This is a genomic window from Luteibacter sp., from assembly GCF_036499525.1.
Classification (GTDB): domain Bacteria; phylum Pseudomonadota; class Gammaproteobacteria; order Xanthomonadales; family Rhodanobacteraceae; genus Luteibacter.
In genome coordinates this window covers 22,281-38,758 of the sequence record NZ_DASYDO010000017.1, presented here as the reverse complement: position 1 = coordinate 38,758, position 16,478 = coordinate 22,281, and the positions used below count along the sequence as shown (strand labels likewise).

12 protein-coding genes and 1 pseudogene are annotated in these 16,478 nt (G+C 65.1%); 7 read left to right on the top strand and 6 right to left on the bottom strand.

Annotated elements, in window-relative coordinates:
- From VGM71_RS02930 to tssB, 6 genes and pseudogenes are all read right to left on the bottom strand, one after another.
- Positions 1 to 396 (bottom strand): annotated as a pseudogene (locus tag VGM71_RS02930) (hypothetical protein); the annotation flags it as partial.
- Positions 393 to 1,826 carry a hypothetical protein gene (locus VGM71_RS02925; RefSeq protein ID WP_331542303.1) on the bottom strand — a complete coding sequence of 478 codons (1,434 nt, stop codon included), beginning with the start codon at positions 1,824 to 1,826 and terminating at the stop codon, positions 393 to 395. The gene VGM71_RS02925 and the pseudogene VGM71_RS02930, both read right to left, overlap by 4 nt.
- Positions 1,823 to 3,058, bottom strand: coding sequence for a hypothetical protein (locus VGM71_RS02920; RefSeq protein ID WP_331542302.1), 1,236 nt, complete (start codon positions 3,056 to 3,058; stop codon positions 1,823 to 1,825). The genes VGM71_RS02925 and VGM71_RS02920 overlap by 4 nt, the downstream gene beginning before the upstream one ends.
- Positions 3,059 to 3,222: 164 nt before the next feature.
- Positions 3,223 to 5,553: a type VI secretion system Vgr family protein gene (locus tag VGM71_RS02915; protein WP_331542301.1), complete on the bottom strand. Its 2,331-nt coding sequence runs from the start codon at positions 5,551 to 5,553 to the stop codon at positions 3,223 to 3,225.
- A gap of 26 nt (positions 5,554 to 5,579) precedes the next feature.
- Positions 5,580 to 7,112 (bottom strand): type VI secretion system contractile sheath large subunit, encoded by a 1,533-nt coding sequence (gene tssC / locus VGM71_RS02910; RefSeq protein WP_331542300.1) that lies wholly within the window; start codon positions 7,110 to 7,112, stop codon positions 5,580 to 5,582.
- Positions 7,113 to 7,152: 40 nt separating this feature from the next.
- Complete coding sequence (tssB, locus tag VGM71_RS02905; RefSeq protein WP_331542299.1) at positions 7,153 to 7,659, bottom strand: type VI secretion system contractile sheath small subunit; 507 nt, start codon at positions 7,657 to 7,659, stop codon at positions 7,153 to 7,155.
- Between the two features lie 331 nt (positions 7,660 to 7,990).
- Here tssB and tssK point away from each other — a divergent pair, with 331 nt between their 5' ends.
- From tssK to VGM71_RS02870, 7 genes are all read left to right on the top strand, one after another.
- On the top strand, positions 7,991 to 9,325 hold the full coding sequence (tssK, locus tag VGM71_RS02900) for a type VI secretion system baseplate subunit TssK (protein ID WP_331542298.1): 1,335 nt from the start codon (positions 7,991 to 7,993) through the stop codon (positions 9,323 to 9,325).
- 8 nt (positions 9,326 to 9,333) lie between these two features.
- Positions 9,334 to 9,996 carry a DotU/TssL family secretion system protein gene (locus tag VGM71_RS02895; RefSeq protein ID WP_331542297.1) on the top strand — a complete coding sequence of 221 codons (663 nt, stop codon included), beginning with the start codon at positions 9,334 to 9,336 and terminating at the stop codon, positions 9,994 to 9,996.
- A 7-nt stretch (positions 9,997 to 10,003) separates the two neighbouring features.
- On the top strand, positions 10,004 to 11,623 hold the full coding sequence (locus VGM71_RS02890) for an OmpA family protein (protein ID WP_331542296.1): 1,620 nt from the start codon (positions 10,004 to 10,006) through the stop codon (positions 11,621 to 11,623).
- Positions 11,624 to 11,683: 60 nt separating this feature from the next.
- Positions 11,684 to 12,169, top strand: a complete 486-nt coding sequence (locus VGM71_RS02885; RefSeq protein ID WP_331542294.1) for an Hcp family type VI secretion system effector — start codon at positions 11,684 to 11,686, stop codon at positions 12,167 to 12,169.
- Positions 12,170 to 12,251: 82 nt separating this feature from the next.
- Complete coding sequence (gene tssH / locus VGM71_RS02880; protein ID WP_331542293.1) at positions 12,252 to 14,858, top strand: type VI secretion system ATPase TssH; 2,607 nt, start codon at positions 12,252 to 12,254, stop codon at positions 14,856 to 14,858.
- Entirely contained in the window at positions 14,855 to 15,280 is a 426-nt protein-coding gene (gene tssE, locus VGM71_RS02875; RefSeq protein ID WP_331542291.1) for a type VI secretion system baseplate subunit TssE, read from the top strand. Before tssH ends, tssE begins: the two co-directional genes overlap by 4 nt.
- A gap of 201 nt (positions 15,281 to 15,481) precedes the next feature.
- Complete coding sequence (locus VGM71_RS02870; protein ID WP_331542290.1) at positions 15,482 to 16,387, top strand: hypothetical protein; 906 nt, start codon at positions 15,482 to 15,484, stop codon at positions 16,385 to 16,387.
- Positions 16,388 to 16,478 lie beyond the last annotated feature (91 nt).

Here is a 16,478-nt window from a genome sequence, read left to right as displayed (position 1 = left end):
CACCTTGCTGGTCGTGCCCATGACCTTCTCCCGCATGCGTTCACCGATGCCCGCGGATAGCCCGAGCCACGGATCGACCTCGGCGTCCTCGTTCAGCGGCGTGCCCAGGCCCGAGTAGTACATCCGGTACCAGCGGCGGTTCGGTTCCAGCGGCTGCTCCGGATCGCGATGCGCCTCCCACAGCCGGCAGATGTTCGAGTACATCGAGCTGGCCGGATCGTCCTGGTCCCGGTGCCGGCCGAAGGCGTCGAAGAAGAAGCCCATGCGCACGACGATGCCGCAGGGGAGGCAGCCGGTGAACGGGGTGTCTTCTTCTTGAAGTCTTTCTAGTCTCTTGACGACATCGTTTGGAACTTCATCGTCCGGATGCAAGGGCTCGAAGGATTCAGTGGTCATGGTGTCGTTCCTTTCAATTTCTCCGTGAACCGCTGGTCAGGTGCCAGGTACGGTACCTCCACAGGTGTAAAACGGTTGCTCTTCAGTTCCGCCAGTACGTTAGACGGCAGGTTATCGAGCGCCTTTGCGACATAACCGAAATCGTCTCTTCCGTCGAGCAAGATCTCATGCACAACAGGGTGCGCGTCGAACCGCTCGTTAATCGCCAGCGCGAAGTACATGTAGATCGCCAAGTCTCGGGGGGCGAACAACTCATACTTTCTCCAAGCTTCCCTGGTCAGGGCGAACATGGCGCTGAATCGCTCTTCCGATGTCTCGAACCGCCACGGCCCATCGTGCCGTTTCTCCGGCGGCAGCTTCGCCATCTCTTCGCGTGCATCCAGTTCGGGATAACGGCGCAATACTTTGTCCGTTTCATACCGCCAGTACATGGCCTCACTCGGCACACTCCGCCGAGACGCATCCCTTGGTGCTCCCCTCGGCCGCGTCCGCAACGCCAGCCCATCCGGCTCGAACTCCAAAGGACGCACCTTCGGATCGATCGCCGGCACGGCGACCGCCGTGAAGCGGTCGTCCTTCAACGCCTTCATGACCGCTGGCGACAAGCCATCCAACCCCTTCGCCACGCTGCCGGGCTTGTCCTTCCCTGCCGCCAACAGCGGCTGGATTGCCGGGTGCGCGTCGAAGCGCTTGTTCACCGCCATGCGGAAGTACGCATACGTGCCCAGGTCTTCGACGGTCGTCAGCCGGTACTTCAGCCAGCCCTCGGCGATCGCTCGCTCGATGGCACGGTCGCGTGTCGCGTAGTGGTCGAACATCGGCGGCGCCCGTGGCGCCAGGCCCTGAGGTCGAATTCGTGCATCCAGTTCCGGATAGCGGTCCATCCATCGAGCCGCCTCCCGAAGCGGAAGGCGTCGCTTCGGCACGATTTCTTCGGGGAAACCTAGTTCGACGTGGTGGTCGGGGAAGATATGGATGGCGAACGTAGGTGCCAGAGTATCCCGTGGAATCGACTCAGTCGGCCGGTAGCTGACTTTCGTCTCGCCGTGATATCGGCGCGCCTTCTTCTCACCCAGATACTTCTGTGGGGTACGCAACCATTCGTCCTGATCGTAGTAGTCCCACGTCACGGTGAACTCGGTGCCACGCAGGGTGTAACAACAGGTGCTACTGCCCTGACCACTGGCCTTGTTGCCGTAGGCACCGGTGATCGTCGCATTATCGAGATTGAACGGCAGGTAGCTAGCAACCGAAATAGCCACACCGCGATACACCGGCTCGCGCGGCGATTCGGCAGCTTTGACTTCCTGCGCGGGTACCGCTGCCGTGGACGACGAAGCCGGCAACGATATCTCCGTCCGCGGTGGTTTGCCGCAGGCGGCTAACGCGAAAAAGGCCGCCATCAGGGCTGCGCGCAACACGACGCTCATCGTGCCTTTGCTCCTTCCGGCTCATGGTGAGGCGCCAGGGCCGGAACAGAGACCGGTGTAAAGCTGTTCTTTTTCAGCTCGCTCAGCACTTTCAGCGGGAGACCATCGAGCGCTTTTGCGAAGTGCCCCGGTACATCGCGGCTATCCAGCAGGATGTCGTGCACCGCGGGGTGGGCGTCGAATGTTTCGTTGATGTCCAGTTTGAAGTAGGTGTACCGAGCCAGGTCCTCAGCTTCCAGAAGCTCATACTTCAGCCACGCTTCATGGACATTCTCGCGGATCGCGGCACGACGGTCCTTGTGGGTCTCGAACCACCACGGGCCGTCAGGCCGCTTCTCGGGCGGCAACTTCACTATGTCCTCGCGCGGCTTGAACCCGGAATAACGTCGCAACGCATGGGAAGCGTGATCGATCCAGTAGATGCTTACGTCGCCCGGAGGCAGCTCGCGCCCGGCCGTATCCTCCGGCTCCTCCCTTGGGCGCAGGCGCAATGCTGGCCCGTCCGGTTCGAACGCCAGCGGGCGCAGCTTAGGGTCGATCTCAGGCACGCCGACCGCTGCGAAACGATCGCTCCGCAAATCATTCATGACAGCCGGCGACAGGCGATCCAAGCCTTTCGCCACGCTACCGGGCTTGCCCCGCCCGGTCGCCAGCAACGGCTCGACGTCTGGATGAGCGTCGAAGCGCCTGTTCACCGCCATGCGGAAGTAGGCGTAAGCGCCCAGGTCTTCGATGGTCGTCAGCCGATACTTGAGCCAGCCATCGACCATCGCCCGCCTGATCGCACGGGAACGCGTCTCGTAACTGTCGAACATCGGTGGCTGCCGGGGGGGCAGGCCCTGCAGGCGGAAACGTGCATCCAGTTCCGGATAGCGGTCCATCCATTGCGGCGCATGCCGGAATGGCAGACGCGGCTCCAGCAGAATCGCGTTGGGAAAGTCGAGTTCGACGTGATGATCGGGGAAGATGTGTATAGCCAGTGTCGCCAGCTTGTTCCGAAAGCTCGCCTTCTCCGGACGGTAGCTGACCTTCGCTTCGCCGTGATAAGTATTCTTCTGCCCGCGAATCCGCTCGTCTTCGTCGTAATAGTCCCAGGTGACCGTGAACTCGGTACCTCGCAACGTGTAGCAACAGGCGCTGGTGCCCCGGCCGCTGGCTTCATTGCCGTACGCGTCCCTGATCGTCACTCGCGAAATGGCGAACGGCAGGTAATTCTCCACCGGGATCGCCACGTCGCGATAGATCGGCTCGGCAGGAGGCGATGCCTCGCCGCCTTGCGACGACGAGCTTCCAACCGGAGAAGACGAACCCGATGGCGGCGCCTTTCCGCATGCCGCAAGTGCAAGCGCTACCATGAAACCCAGACAGGCGACGGATTCCCTTTTGATGCCGTTCATCAGAAGACCTCCGAGTGCGGCTCTACCGCCTTGCCTGCTCCCAGCAGGCAGTCTTCGCACGCGCCAACCTGCATGGCAGGAAGTGGCACATTCAGGCTCTTCCCTTCCGACCACTTGAGAATGCCGGAGTCAAGGTTCATCTCGCCGGGGCACGCGATCTCGATCCGACCGTCGCGAAGACGGATATAGGCCCCGCCACTGGCGAGCGTGATGCCCTCACGGGAGGTGAGCATCAGGCCGCCTGACGTGCTGGCCATGTTGATGTCACGATCCGCCGCAAGCGAGAGCGCTCCCGTCCTGGCCTCCAGCCTCACATCCTTCATGGCGGCGACGATGGCGATACCGAGTTCCTGTGCGAAGAGCGAAAGACCGCCGCGCGCGGCAATGGAGACACTATCGCTGGCGGCTACCTCGAGGTTTCGCGCCGCCATGGCCGCGATATTGCCTTCCGCCACGAGCTGTATGTCGTCTCCCGAGCCCAAAGCAAGGCCCTGCGCCGCATCGACCAGCACCACCGCCGCCTGCAATCTGTCGAGCCGCTCGCGCAGCAGTCGTTCCTGTCTTGCCACATCGAGTGCCGCCGTCTGCGCTGCCTCGCCAGCTTCCGAAAGAGTCCGCGTATGGGACAGCGCGCTCTCGATGCGGTGCCTGGCTGCTTCCATGGCCAGTTGCGGTTCGCCGACGGCACCGTCGTTGCCGGCCGAAACGAGCACACCGCGCTTTCCGCGCAGCGACGCATGCCCGTCGGTGCGCAGTTCGGCACCGTCGCCCCGCGTCGCGCCACCGCTATCCACCATATGCCCGAGATTCAACTCGCTGGTCGCATGCGGCGTATGCAGGTGCACATGCCGGCCCTCGCGCTGGTCCTCGAAACGCAGCTCGTTACCGGCCGCACTGCGCACGATGTTGCGCGTGCGATTGGGCGCGCGCACCGGGTCGGTGTGCTGGCTGTCGTGCAGCGCGCCGACGATGATCGGCCGGTCCGGGTCGCCGTCGGTGAAGACCAGCGCCACCTCGGTGCCGGCCAGCAGGGGGAAGTGGTGGCCGTAACCGGCCCCGGCGTACGGCCGGGCGAAACGCACCGGACGGCTGCTACCACCGGGGCTCCAGGTGTCCAGGTCGAACGGCAGGCGCACGCGGTACCAACCCTCGCCGTCGAGCGGCGCGTAGGTATCCATGCCCGCCGTGACCACGCGCGCCGGCAGTACGCCGGCGATGCGCGGCCGTGTCGCCGGATCGGCCAGCGGGCGGTACGCGCGCTCGGCCGGGATGGCGTGAAAGCGATGCCGGTAGGCGCGGTCGCGCGCGCCTTCATGCGCGATGCCGGTGACGAACAGGCCGCCGGCGGCTTCGGCGTACGGCGCATCGGGCACGCGCACGACATCGCCCGCGCCCAGGGTCATGGCGTTGCCCTCGCCCTCGTACACGGTCTGCGTGCACAGGTGCGCCTCGTGGCGCAGGCGGGCGAGACGTTCGCCGGCCTGCGGTGAGGCATGATGCGTGCCCCAGCGGTGGTCGAGGTGAATGCCGGCGGCGTCGCCATCCGTGGCCAGCAGGGCCACCTCGGCAGTGCGGTGGTTGTAGTCGTCGACGCGCACCGCGCCCGGCACGCTGCGATGGCGCACGCCCAGCCGGGTCACGGCTTCGTCGCCGACGCTCTCCAGGCCGGCGTCGCGGCGGTACGGCAGGTTGGCCTCATGGCGGCCGCGCGCACCGTCGTGATCGCCGAACACCACCACCTCGCCCTGCGCCCCCTGCTCGAAGCGGAACCACAGCCCCTCGTCGGCGGCCAGCCGCTGGACGAAGGCGAGGCTGCTCTCGGCGTACTGCGTGGTGTATTCCCGCCGGGCGTAGGCGTCCTTCAGGTCGAAGCGAAAGTCGTGGCCTGCGAAACCGGCATGGCGCAGCACCGCCTCGATGATCTCCGGCACGCTGGCGTGCTGGAACAGTCGGCTGGTGACGTGGCCGGCCAACTGCGCCAGCCGCGCTTCCAGCACGATCCGGTAGCGGATCTCGTCGCCATGCTCGCCGACATCCTCGATGCCGGTGACCACGCCGGCGAACGACCGCGGCGGCCCTTCGGCCAGCGAGGCGAGGTCGCCGTAGCGGGCGACCAGGGCCTCGCGGCCCGGGTCCACCGAGCGGATGCGGAAGGTGGCGCGCCGGCCGATCAGCGAACCCAGCGCGGCGCCGACCGCGGCGCTGGTGACGTCCACGACGAAACGGTAGGGCTCGTTCAGGGCTTCCTCGCCCGTGAAGGAATGCACCGAAACGGGAAACCCGGGCAGGTCCAGCCCGTAGGGCTGGTGAATGCGGGTGGGTGAAGGCATGGTCTGTTCCTTGACGGTCGGGCGCGTCAGGACTTCGCGCGTGGCATCTGCGAGACGAGGGACAGGCCGATGTCCATGCCCTCCACCTGGAAGTGCGGCACGATGAACAGCTTGATGCGGAAGAACCCGGGGTTGTCCTCGATGTCCTCCACCACCACGCGCGCATCGCGCAGCGGGTGCGATGCCTGGAGGTCGTCGCCGGGATCGTTCATTTCCGTGACGAGACCGCGGATCCAGTTGTTCAACTCCACCTCTAGCACGCGCCGGTCTTTCGTGCTGCCGATGTTCTCGCGCTGGATGAGCTTGAGGTAATGCGCGATGCGCGAGAGGAGGAACACGTACGGCAAGCGTGCATTGATGCGGCTGTTGGCAGTGGCCTCGCGCGTATCGAACAACGCCGGGCTCTGTGCGGAACTGGCGGAGAAGAAGCACGCGTAGTCATGGTTCTTGTAGAACGAGAGCGGGATGAAGCCAAGGTTGGCGAACTCGAACTCGCGCGTCTCGGGAATCAGCACCTCCGTGGGAATCTTGGGCTGGAAACCCGTGCCCAGGTCATACATGTGTACGGGCAGGTCGTTCACCTTGCCACCGGCCTGCGGGCCGCGGATCTGCACGCACCAGCCGTTGTCGACGAAGCTGCGCACCATGTTGGCGGCGAAGGCGAAGGCGGCGCTTACCCACAGGTAGCGCGAATGTTCGCTGCCCTTGACGCCTTCGACGTAGTTGAACCCCCTGACCGGCCGCGTATCCGGTCCGTACGGCAGGCGACCCAGTACGCGGGGCATGGTCAGGCCGATGTAGCGCGCATCGTCGGATTCGCGGAAGCCGCGCCAGCGGGTGAATTCCGCCCGATCGAAGTACGTGCCGATGTCCTGGATGGCCGCGACCTCCTCCATGGTCTGCTTGCCGAAGAACGCCGGACCGGCCGCGCCGATGAAGGGCATGTGCGACGACGCGGCCACGCGCGAAATGTCCCGCAACAACGCCACGTCGCGTGCCGAGCTGTCGAACTCGTAGTCGGAGATCACGGCGCCGATCGGCTGACCGCCGGGCGTGTCGTATTCCTGTACGTAGGCGTGCCGATAAAGACCGCTCTGCACGAGTTCCGGCGCATCCTCGAAGTCCTGGCGCAGCGCCTCCTTGGAGATATCGATCAGCTCCAGCTTTACGTTTTTGCGGAAGTCGGTGCGATCGACCAGGAACTTCAGGCCGCGCCAAGCGGCCTCGATGCGCTGGAAGACCGGCGCATGCATGATGGCGTCGAGCTGCGCGCCGATGCGCGCATCCAGCAGGCCGATGTGGTGGTCGAGCAGGGTCTTGTCCAGCTTGTCGATGGTCGTTCCTGCCTCGCCGACCATACGGAGGAAAACCGTTACCGCGCGCGCCATGCGCTCGTCGGCCGACGCTTCGGCCAGCAGTTCACCGTCCTCGAACACTTCCAGCGGACGCGCCGCCGCGACGGGCTTGAGATTGATCTTCTGACAGAGCGACTCGTAGACGCCGGGAGCGTCCGACACCAGCGTGCTGGCGGCGGCCCGACGGGTTTCCGGGGAAGTCATGAGCGATTCCTTTGCGGGATAGGGTAGGTGCCGGAGGCGTTCAGGCCGGACGGCCGACGTCGTCCGCGATGGCGTCAAGCTCGTTCCGCAGGCTGGCGGACAGCGCCTCGTCGCGAAGGACGCGCTCCAGTTCACGGCGGAACGCGGCGTTGTCGAGCAGGTTGGAGCGCAGGTCGCGAAGGAGGTTGCGCATGGCGAGGAGCACGCGAAGCTCCGGCACCTGGCGCGCCACGGCATCGGGTTCGAAGTCCTTCATGGACGCAAAGCGCAGTTCCGCCGACAGCGTGGCATCGCCACCCGCCAAGGTGTTGACGGTATCGACGCGAACCGCGGGAGCGAGATCGGACAGGACCGCATCGAAATTGTTGCGATCGATGGAATGCTTCTCGCGCGATGCCAGCGGCGTATCGTCATCGCGGCCACTGTAGTCGCCCATCACCAGCAATTTGAGCGGAATCTCAACGCGTTTCTTCGCACCACCGGTGTGGAGATCGAGACTGATGTTGACGCGCGCCTTGGGAATCTCGCGCTGGAAGCTGTCTGACATGGAGGTTTCGTCCGTGCGTGGGTTGAGCGACGGGCACGATGCATCCGTCGCACGAGAGGGGGCGGCATTAGACCGCCGAAGACAAGCGCCGTCAAAAAGGCGTGTACGAAATTTTCGTGCCGATCGTGGACGCGCCTTGCAGGCGGCGCCCACGCCGAATGGACAAGTCGTCAAAGTACGTCATGTGATGTGAGACGTTCCCGGAAGCGCCATAAGATAATTCTGAAAATGCACTGCTTTATTTCGTACACGATGCTGCAAGAAGCAGTTGTAGAAGGCACACATCGCGCCGATAATCCGCGCCCTCAACGGACGACATTGAAGCAAGCGGATGCAGAAACCACTTTGGCACGAAGGCATCGTACTTACGCCGCAGCATTTCCAACAGCAGGAGCTCTGGCTGCGAACGGAACACCGTCACCTCGCGCAGCTTTCCATGGCCGAACCCTGGGGCATCGTTTCCGTCGACCTCGACGAGGCGGCACTCGACGCATCGCGCCTCCTGCTCCGCGCGGTGAGTGCGCGGCTTTCCGACGGCACATGGATCGATACGGCGGAGCAGTGCGACCTTCCCGAACCCAGGCACCTCGAACGGGACATCCCCGACGACGTGCGCGAGGTCGTGGTGCATATCGCACTGCCACTCCTGCGTCAGGACGAGGTGAATGACCGAACGGATGGCGCGTCGGCTCCGCGACGATTCCGCCGCGCTCACGCGAGCGTGCGCGACCGCTTCGGTGAAAGCGAGGAGGAGATCTCCGTCGAGCGTTACCACCTGCGTCTTCTGTTCGACCATGAATCGCACGCCGACGACGTCACCTGTCCTGTCCTCCGGCTGGTACGGGGAGGCCATGGGCGCTTCCGGGTCGATCCGTCGTTCGTTCCGCCCTGCCTGTACATCGACGCGAACGAACGCCACCTCGCCCGCGTGCGGCGGGTGGCGGAGGTGCTGGCAGCACGTGCGGACACGCTGGTAGCGCGCCGGCGGTCGCGCAACGAGCTTGCCGTGGAGTTCGGTGTTTCCGACGTCAGCCTGCTCTGGCTGTTGCACACGGTGCAATCGCACTGGCCCCGGCTGGCATTCCTCGCCAGTCATCCGCACCAGTCGCCGGAACGGCTGTACCTCGCCCTGGCCGAACTGGCAGCCGCACTGATGATGTTCAGTGCTGACAAGGGCCTGGATGACATCCCGGCGTACGACCACCGACAGCAGGACACCTGTTTTGCGCAACTGGAGGCGATGGTCGCTTCGTTGCTCGACGCCGTCATTCCCTCGTCGCTTGTCGTGCTCGGCCTCGCTCGTCAGGACGCCACCACATGGCACGCCGCCCTTCTGGAGCCGCGCCTCCGCGAAGGGGCCGACTTCTACCTCGCCGTCTCCGCAGCCGACGTTGCGGAGCTTGCCGACAAGATTCCGCAGCTTTGCAAGGTAGGTGCGGCCGACGACATCGCCCATGTGGTGAACGCCGCCTTGCCGGGCATCCCCCTGCGGCTGACCACGCGGCTTCCGCCGGCGCTGCCGGTTCGCCTGGATACGCAGTACTTCGCCCTCGACAGCCGTTCGGCCGAGCACGGGCGGATGCTCGCCAGCGGTGCCGCGCATGTGTACCTCCCCTCGGCGCTGGGCGATGTCTCCCTCGAAATCTACGCGGTCCTTCCCCGATGACAGTTCCCATGGACACCTCCTCCCGCCGGCTCCACGACCTGCTTCGCGATACCGCGCTCACCGTGACCACCCTCGCCACCGGTGGCCGCCCCGCCTCTGTCGAGTCGCTGCGCGAGAACGGCACGCGCCTCGCGAACGAAATGAATACCGCCATGGCGGAACGCGGCTTCAGCCACGAGGAACGCGAGGAGGCGGTTTTCGCTCAGTGCGCACTGTTTGACGAGACGGCGCTTCGTTCGCTCGAGGGCGACGATCGCGCCGCCTGGCAGGCGCATCCGCTCCAGGCGGCGCGTTTCGAACGCCTGGATGGCGGGAAGCAGGTGTTCGTCAATCTCGAAGAGCATATGGCGTCCGAAAAATCGGGCTCCAGCTGGCTGGTGTTCTATGCCGGCATCCTCGCGCTGGGCTTTCGCGGGCACCACGCCCGCGGCGGCGAGACCGCGTTGCGTGACCTGCGTGCGCGCCTGAACGCGCGCATCGGTGACGGCAACGAACGACCGCTGCCGGACTTCATCGTGGAGTATGGGAAGCCGGGCGCGTGGCGCAGGCTACGGCCCTATCTTCCCTGGCTCGCCGCCGGTGCGTCCTGGGTTGCCGCCGTCGCCACCTACGTCGTATGCAGCCGCGCGCTCGACGCCGAGCTGGCACGATGGTTCCCGTTGGCGGGTTGAGACCGGCATGCGACAGCTGACCCGTGACCTGCTCGTGATCGCATCGTCGGCCGCGCTCGCCTGCGGCGTCGGCGCCGTGTGGCTGCACGGACATCACATGGCGTACTGGAGCGGCGTGACGGCCGTGCTCGTCGCGACCATGCTGTTGGCGTGGTGGCGAGTCCACCGACACCGGCGCGCCAGACGTGCTGCCGCTTCACTGTTCGCGAGCAACGACGCCGACGCCTGGCCTGGCTTTCGTCCGTCATCCGCCGCACGGTGCCTTGTCGTCATCGGCGAGGGCCTGCCCGAGTTATTCGACAGGAATGGCACCGCGCGACGGCAGCGCCTCGAACAGGGTGCATGGTGGCATCGGGTCGACGATCCGGGGCAGCTGACAGAGTGCATCGACGCGCTGCGCCACCTTTGCGGCCGGCAGATCGACGGCGTGGTGATCGCGCTGCTGCCTTCGCGGCACGCCGGCATGGACGACCTCGCGGAAGCCGCGCGGCGTCTGCAACGAGCCGTCGAAGATGCAGGGCGTCGCCTTGGCCGCCGGATTCCGTCCCACCTCGTGCTCTACCACCGGTGGGGCCAGGACATGGCAGGTGTCCTCTCTTGCCGCGGGGTGGTCTTCGACGCGGCGTCTCCATCGGTGGACGGCCTGAACGCACTGCGTGCCGGCGTGGAAGCCGACGGACGACGTGATCCAGGAGCGGGCGGCTACGGTGCGGCCCGTTTCGATGCCCTGCTCCGATGCAGCGCATCGCTGGCCGCTGCGAACAAGGGCTTCCCCCACGCACTGGCCTGGGTCGATGCCGGGACGGCATCCGGCGGACGAGACGCCGCGGGTCGCTGGATCGCCTCGGCCACCGGGGTGACGCCCGGCCATCTGGCCGCCAGCGTCACGCCCTGGCCCCTGCCCCATGCGATGGCCGATCACTTGCCTCGTCCACCGCGAATCGCGTCCGTGCCACAGTCGCTGGCGTGGCTCACCGCGCTATGTGGCGTGGCACTCGCGCTGGCCTGGGCCGGCAGCGCGCGCAACAACCTTCGCTGGCTGCGCCACGACCACGCCGACCTCGTCCGCTACGCGCAGACGCCAACCCAGGCCTTCGCCGCAAGGGAAGCCGCATTAACCGCGCTGCTCGACGACCGCAAACGTCTCGACCGTCACCGTCTCGTCGGCGTGCCTCTTGCGCTTGGCCTTGGCATGTACCGCGACCACGCCGTGCGCGCGGCACTCGATCGGACGATAGCGAGCCATGTCCCGCCTCCGGCGCCTCCCGTGCTGGTGTCGCTCGACGCCATGTCGCTCTTCGAAAGCGGAAGCGCGGCCCTGCGAACGGGTTCGTCGCGCCTGCTGGTCAAGGCTCTGGCCGATATCGGCCGCCACCCCGACAAACGCATCCTCGTCGCCGGTCATACCGACGACACAGGCGACGCTGAAGCCAACCGACGGCTCTCGCTGGCCCGCGCGGCGGCGGTGCGCGACTGGCTCATCGAAGCCTCGGGCATCGCAGCGGAACGATTTGCCACGCAGGGCTATGGCGAGCTGCGTCCTCTGGGCGACAACCGCACCACCGAAGGCCGCGCGCGTAACCGCCGTGTCGAGATTTCACTGGTCGCCGAAGCGACCTCCCCGTGAAAGGCCGGGCATGCGCCCGGTACGTGCAACCCCGAAACCCACCTCAGGAGAAGTGACACCATGGCTATCCCCGCATACATGTGGATCAAGGATGACGGCGGCGCCGACATCAAGGGCTCCGTCTCCGTCCAGGGGCGTGAAGGCAGCGTCGAAGTGGTCGCGCTCGACCACGCTGTCAACATTCCCACCGACGCCAACACCGGCAAGCTCACCGGCACCCGCGTCCATCGTCCGATGACCTTCACCAAGGAAACCGACGCATCCACCCCGTACCTCTACAAGGCGGTCACCAGCGGCCAGACGCTGAAGTCGGTGGAGATCAAGTGGTTCCGCATCGATGACGCCGGCAAGGAAAAGGAGTACTTCAACACCCTGCTGGAGAACGTCAAGGTCGTAGCGGTGAAGCCGCGCATGCACGACATCAAGAACCCGGCCTACGAGCGCCACAATCACATCGAAGACATCGAACTGCGTTACGAGAAGGTCACCTGGTCCTTCAAGGACGGCAACATCATCCATTCCGATAGCTGGAACGAGCGCGCCTGATAACCGCTTCCGGGTGCCGCCATACCGGCGGCACCTTTCCCATGAACGACGCGGCCACGCCGCCAAACCAGTGTCCAGGATAATGACGCCCCGCGACCCCACCCACCTGCTGCGCCGCCTAAACAAGCATTGTGCCGTCACCCTCGAGTCCGCCGCGAGCTTCTGCCACGCGCGCATGCACCAAGAGATTACGCCCGAACACTGGCTGCTCAAGATGCTGGATGCGCCCACGAGCGACCTATGGAGGCTGCTGCATCAGGGCGGTGTCGATGTCGACGCGCTCTGGCAATCGCTGGATCGACACCTCGATACTCTGCCGCGCCATGGCCGCGGCGCGCCGCGCCTGTCGCGTCACCTGGCTGATGCGCTCCTGGACGCCTGGCTGTTGGCCACGGGCGCCGATGCCACGTCCATAGGATCCCTGGATGTCTGGCAGGCGCTGTCGGCTACGCCGTCGCGTCTGGCATGCCCCGAAGCTCAGAGAGCGCTTGGCGCCAGCCTGGACGCCGCCGCGTCGCTCGCCACCAACGATGGCGAGTTCGCCGCGCCCCCCCACGTGGCCATGCAGGAAGAACATCCCGCAGGAACGTCCGCCGGCGTCACGCCCCGGACTGGTAGAGCGCTTGACCGCTTCACGCTCGACCTCACCGCCAAGGCGGAACGTGGCGATATCGACACAGTGCTCGGCCGCGACGACGAGATCGAACGCATGATCGACGTGCTCGGTAGACGGAGGAAGAACAATCCGATCCTGGTCGGCGATCCCGGTGTCGGCAAGACCGCCATCGTCGAGGGACTGGCGCTTCGCATTGTCGAAGGTGCCGTGCCGCAGCCACTGCGCAATGTGCGCGTGCTGTGCCTGGATCTCGGCCTGCTACAGGCCGGTGCGGGCATCAAAGGCGAGTTCGAGCAGCGGCTGCGCGACGTTATCGAAGAAGTGCAACGATCGGCGGCACCCATCCTGCTTTTCGTAGACGAGGCGCACACGTTGATTGGAGCTGGCAACACCGCGGGTGGATCGGACGCGGCGAACCTGCTGAAGCCGGCGCTGGCACGCGGCAGCTTGCGCACCATCGCGGCCACCACCTGGTCGGAGTACAAGCAATACTTCGAACGGGACGCCGCCCTCGAACGCCGATTCCAGCGCATCGTCGTGGATGAACCCGACGATGCGACGGCATGTCTCATGCTGCGTGGCGTGGTGCCACGATACGCTGCGCACCATGAGGTCGACATTCGCGACGAAGCAATCACTGCTGCGGTCAGGCTTTCCCGCCGCTACATTCCGGCCCGGCAACTACCTGACAAGGCCGTCGACCTCATCGACACTGCCGCTGCTCGCGTACGGCAGGGACTTGAAGCGCCGCCCGCGGAACTGCGCCGGGCTGAAGCCCGGATCGGGGCGTACCTCCTTGCACACAAAGCTGCGGCCCGAGATGCATGCGCCCCCGAAATCGATGACATCCGGGATCCAGAGTTGGAGGCCCTGCGAGGCCAGGTGAAGGCACTGGAAGTTCGCGCACGCGAGCAACGTGAGCTTGTCGATGCCTATCGCAGCGCTCGCGCGGCATGGGCTGCCGACCCCGGCCCTGCAACCGCCCACGCCGTCCGCGATACCGCCGCGACACTCGCCATGGCCCAGGGCGAGCTGCCGCTGGTCGCCGCCGAGGTGGATGCGAAGATGATTGCCACCATCGTCGCGGATTGGACCGGCGTCCCGGCCGGCGACCTGATGCAGGACGAGATCCACGGCCTCCTCTCCCTCGAGGATCGGCTGCGCGAACGTATCGTGGCACAGGACGAGGGCCTGTCTGCCTTGGCACATGGGCTACGCATGGCCAGGGCAGGCCTGCGCTCCGGCCAGGGACCATTAGGCGTGTATCTTCTCGCAGGCCCTTCGGGCGTCGGAAAAACCGGCACGGCCCTGGCACTTGCCGACCTGCTCTTCGGCGGCGAACAAGCTCTGACGACGATCAACATGTCGGAATACCAGGAAAGCCATACGGTTTCGCAACTCAAGGGCGCGCCACCCGGCTACGTCGGCTTTGGGCAAGGTGGCATACTCACCGAGGCCGTACGCAAGCGTCCCTATGGTGTTCTGTTGCTGGACGAGATCGAAAAAGCACACCCGGACGTGCTCGACATGTTCTATCAGGTCTTCGACCGGGGCATGCTCCGCGACGGCGAAGGACGTGAAGCGGACTTTCGCCATTGCGTCATTCTCATGACGTCCAATCTCGGCAGCGAGGAACTTTTGCGAGGAGCCGAAGCTGGCGAAGACGTTTCGTACGAGACACTGTTGCAGTCGATCCGTCCCTCGCTGGTCCGCCACTTCAAGCCCGCGCTACTGGCCAGGTTGCAACCCATCGTGTTCCGCCCGCTTGATACAGCGGCACTCGCCAGGGTGGCGCGCATGAAGATCGACGCGCTAGCCGCACGGCTGAACGAACGCCATCGCGTCTCCCTGCGCTACGACGGCGCGCTTCCGCTGCGGCTGGCTAACGCCTGTCTCTCGTCCGATGCGGGGGCGCGGGAGGTGGAAAGCCTCATCGATCGCAGTCTGCTCGCGCCGCTGTCGGAACACATGTTGCTGCGCATGGCGACGGGCCCTCTACCCGAAGCCGTCGACCTGCTGCTGGCAGAAGATGGTGCCATGGTCATGGAATTCACCGAATCTCCGTTGACGTGAGCGATGCGACCTCGCTCTTCGACAAGCTTCTTGGCATCGTCGCTAACCGGCCCATAACCGACTACGGCGAAGACGAGAGAACGGTTATAAGCATCATGGAAAACATAACGCGCGTACTGAACGCGCGCGCTGGCTCCATCAAGCACATTCCCGACTACGGCTTGCCCGAACTCGGGGCAATCTATCGCGGCATGCCGCAATCCACTCACCTTCTGCGCAATGAGATCGATCATGTCATTCGCACGTATGAGCCGAGGGTGACCGCGATCGAGGTAGAGCCACTCCCGACTACTTCACCCGGTTTCGTCGCAGCCTACGGCCTCGTCTGCCAGCTGCGCGGCAGGCGTGAGCTTCGTTTCCATAACCAGCTCGGTTCAGATGGCATCACGCATATGCTCTGGCGCAGCACCCGCGATGCCTGAGTTCGTCGTCTCCCTTTCAATTCGAACACCATTTCAGAATTGTCTTAAACATGGACGAGCCGCATGCGTGTCGGCGAGCCCGCGACACCACGGCATAGCGCGGCCTGAAGCGATCCCGGCAACAACATATTGCCATCGCCAACTACTTTTCCGAGCATGCCTGCGTGCAGTACGCACAGGTCAAGCAGAAAGGTATGTTCGATGAATCATGCAGAAGGAAAGGCACACGACGTGTGGGCGGTGCAACTTCGCGCCTTGCGCCGCCACCTCCCCGACATGGAGTCCACCCGGGAAGAACTCGCTCAGGGCGTGGACAAACTTCAGGTCACTGCGGGCAACGTCGCCCGCGTCTATGGATCGTGCGCACTCGACGCCTTGGGCGACATGCACGCGACGACCATGCTTGCACTGGAGCAAGGTCACGAGGTCAGCGCCAGGACGCTGGCGCGGGATGCCATCGTCATGGCCGTGAACGCCGCCTACGTGTTGGATGAACCGAAAGATGACGGCGTGATGTCCGCACTGCACTCGCACCTCTACGCACAACGCAAGCGCTTCACGGCGTGGCAAGCGGCGGAGCCGGGGAACGAGCAGCTGGGCCGGGACCTGGAATCCCTCATTGACGGTTGTCGCCTGTCGACCTGGTATGCGCTCGCCCCGGGATGGCAGACCGTCTCCGCCCGCGCACAAGCCGTGGGCCTGGGCCTTTGGGTCGAGCCCGCCCTGGCGGTGGCCGCCAATACCGAACAGGACTCGGCACAGGACATCCTGAACATCCTGCACTGTAATGGCAGCCCACCAGCGGACCGAAAGGCGGCGCATGCCTATCGCAAGGCCCGCACCGCGTCGGATGCCCTCTACCTCGAAGCCGTGGCCCTGCGCCTGTTCGGTTGCGTCTTGCAGCGGATGGCGTCGTCCCTCCGGGATGCCGCCGCGGCCTCCGTGGCGGAAGCCGCCATCGAGCGAATGGATAACGTCCTGGCCGACTACCGGCGGCTGGCCGAGGCGCACCGGAACGACAAGACCGCTTACATCGCGTCGTTCGGGCCATTCAACGATTCCCTCGGGGACCGCGTGGGTCCGCGCCTGAGGAGGCGCCGCGCCTAAACGCGCGTTTTGTACCAGGGAGGGGACTGACGGTTTGCTATCATCGGGGGCGACCGGCGTCCCCCACGCCACGTATTGCAGAGGTTCCACC

Excerpts from the sequence above, each read along its gene's own strand:
- VGM71_RS02925 (WP_331542303.1), bottom strand. The coding sequence starts at position 1,826 with ATGAGCGTCGTGTTGCGCGCAGCCCTGATGGCGGCCTTTTTCGCGTTA.
- VGM71_RS02915 (WP_331542301.1), bottom strand. The coding sequence starts at position 5,553 with ATGCCTTCACCCACCCGCATTCACCAGCCCTACGGGCTGGACCTGCCC.
- tssC (WP_331542300.1), bottom strand. The coding sequence starts at position 7,112 with ATGACTTCCCCGGAAACCCGTCGGGCCGCCGCCAGCACGCTGGTGTCG.
- tssB (WP_331542299.1), bottom strand. The coding sequence starts at position 7,659 with ATGTCAGACAGCTTCCAGCGCGAGATTCCCAAGGCGCGCGTCAACATC.
- tssK (WP_331542298.1), top strand. The coding sequence starts at position 7,991 with ATGCAGAAACCACTTTGGCACGAAGGCATCGTACTTACGCCGCAGCAT.
- VGM71_RS02895 (WP_331542297.1), top strand. The coding sequence starts at position 9,334 with ATGGACACCTCCTCCCGCCGGCTCCACGACCTGCTTCGCGATACCGCG.
- VGM71_RS02890 (WP_331542296.1), top strand. The coding sequence starts at position 10,004 with ATGCGACAGCTGACCCGTGACCTGCTCGTGATCGCATCGTCGGCCGCG.
- VGM71_RS02885 (WP_331542294.1), top strand. The coding sequence starts at position 11,684 with ATGGCTATCCCCGCATACATGTGGATCAAGGATGACGGCGGCGCCGAC.
- tssH (WP_331542293.1), top strand. The coding sequence starts at position 12,252 with ATGACGCCCCGCGACCCCACCCACCTGCTGCGCCGCCTAAACAAGCAT.
- VGM71_RS02870 (WP_331542290.1), top strand. The coding sequence starts at position 15,482 with ATGAATCATGCAGAAGGAAAGGCACACGACGTGTGGGCGGTGCAACTT.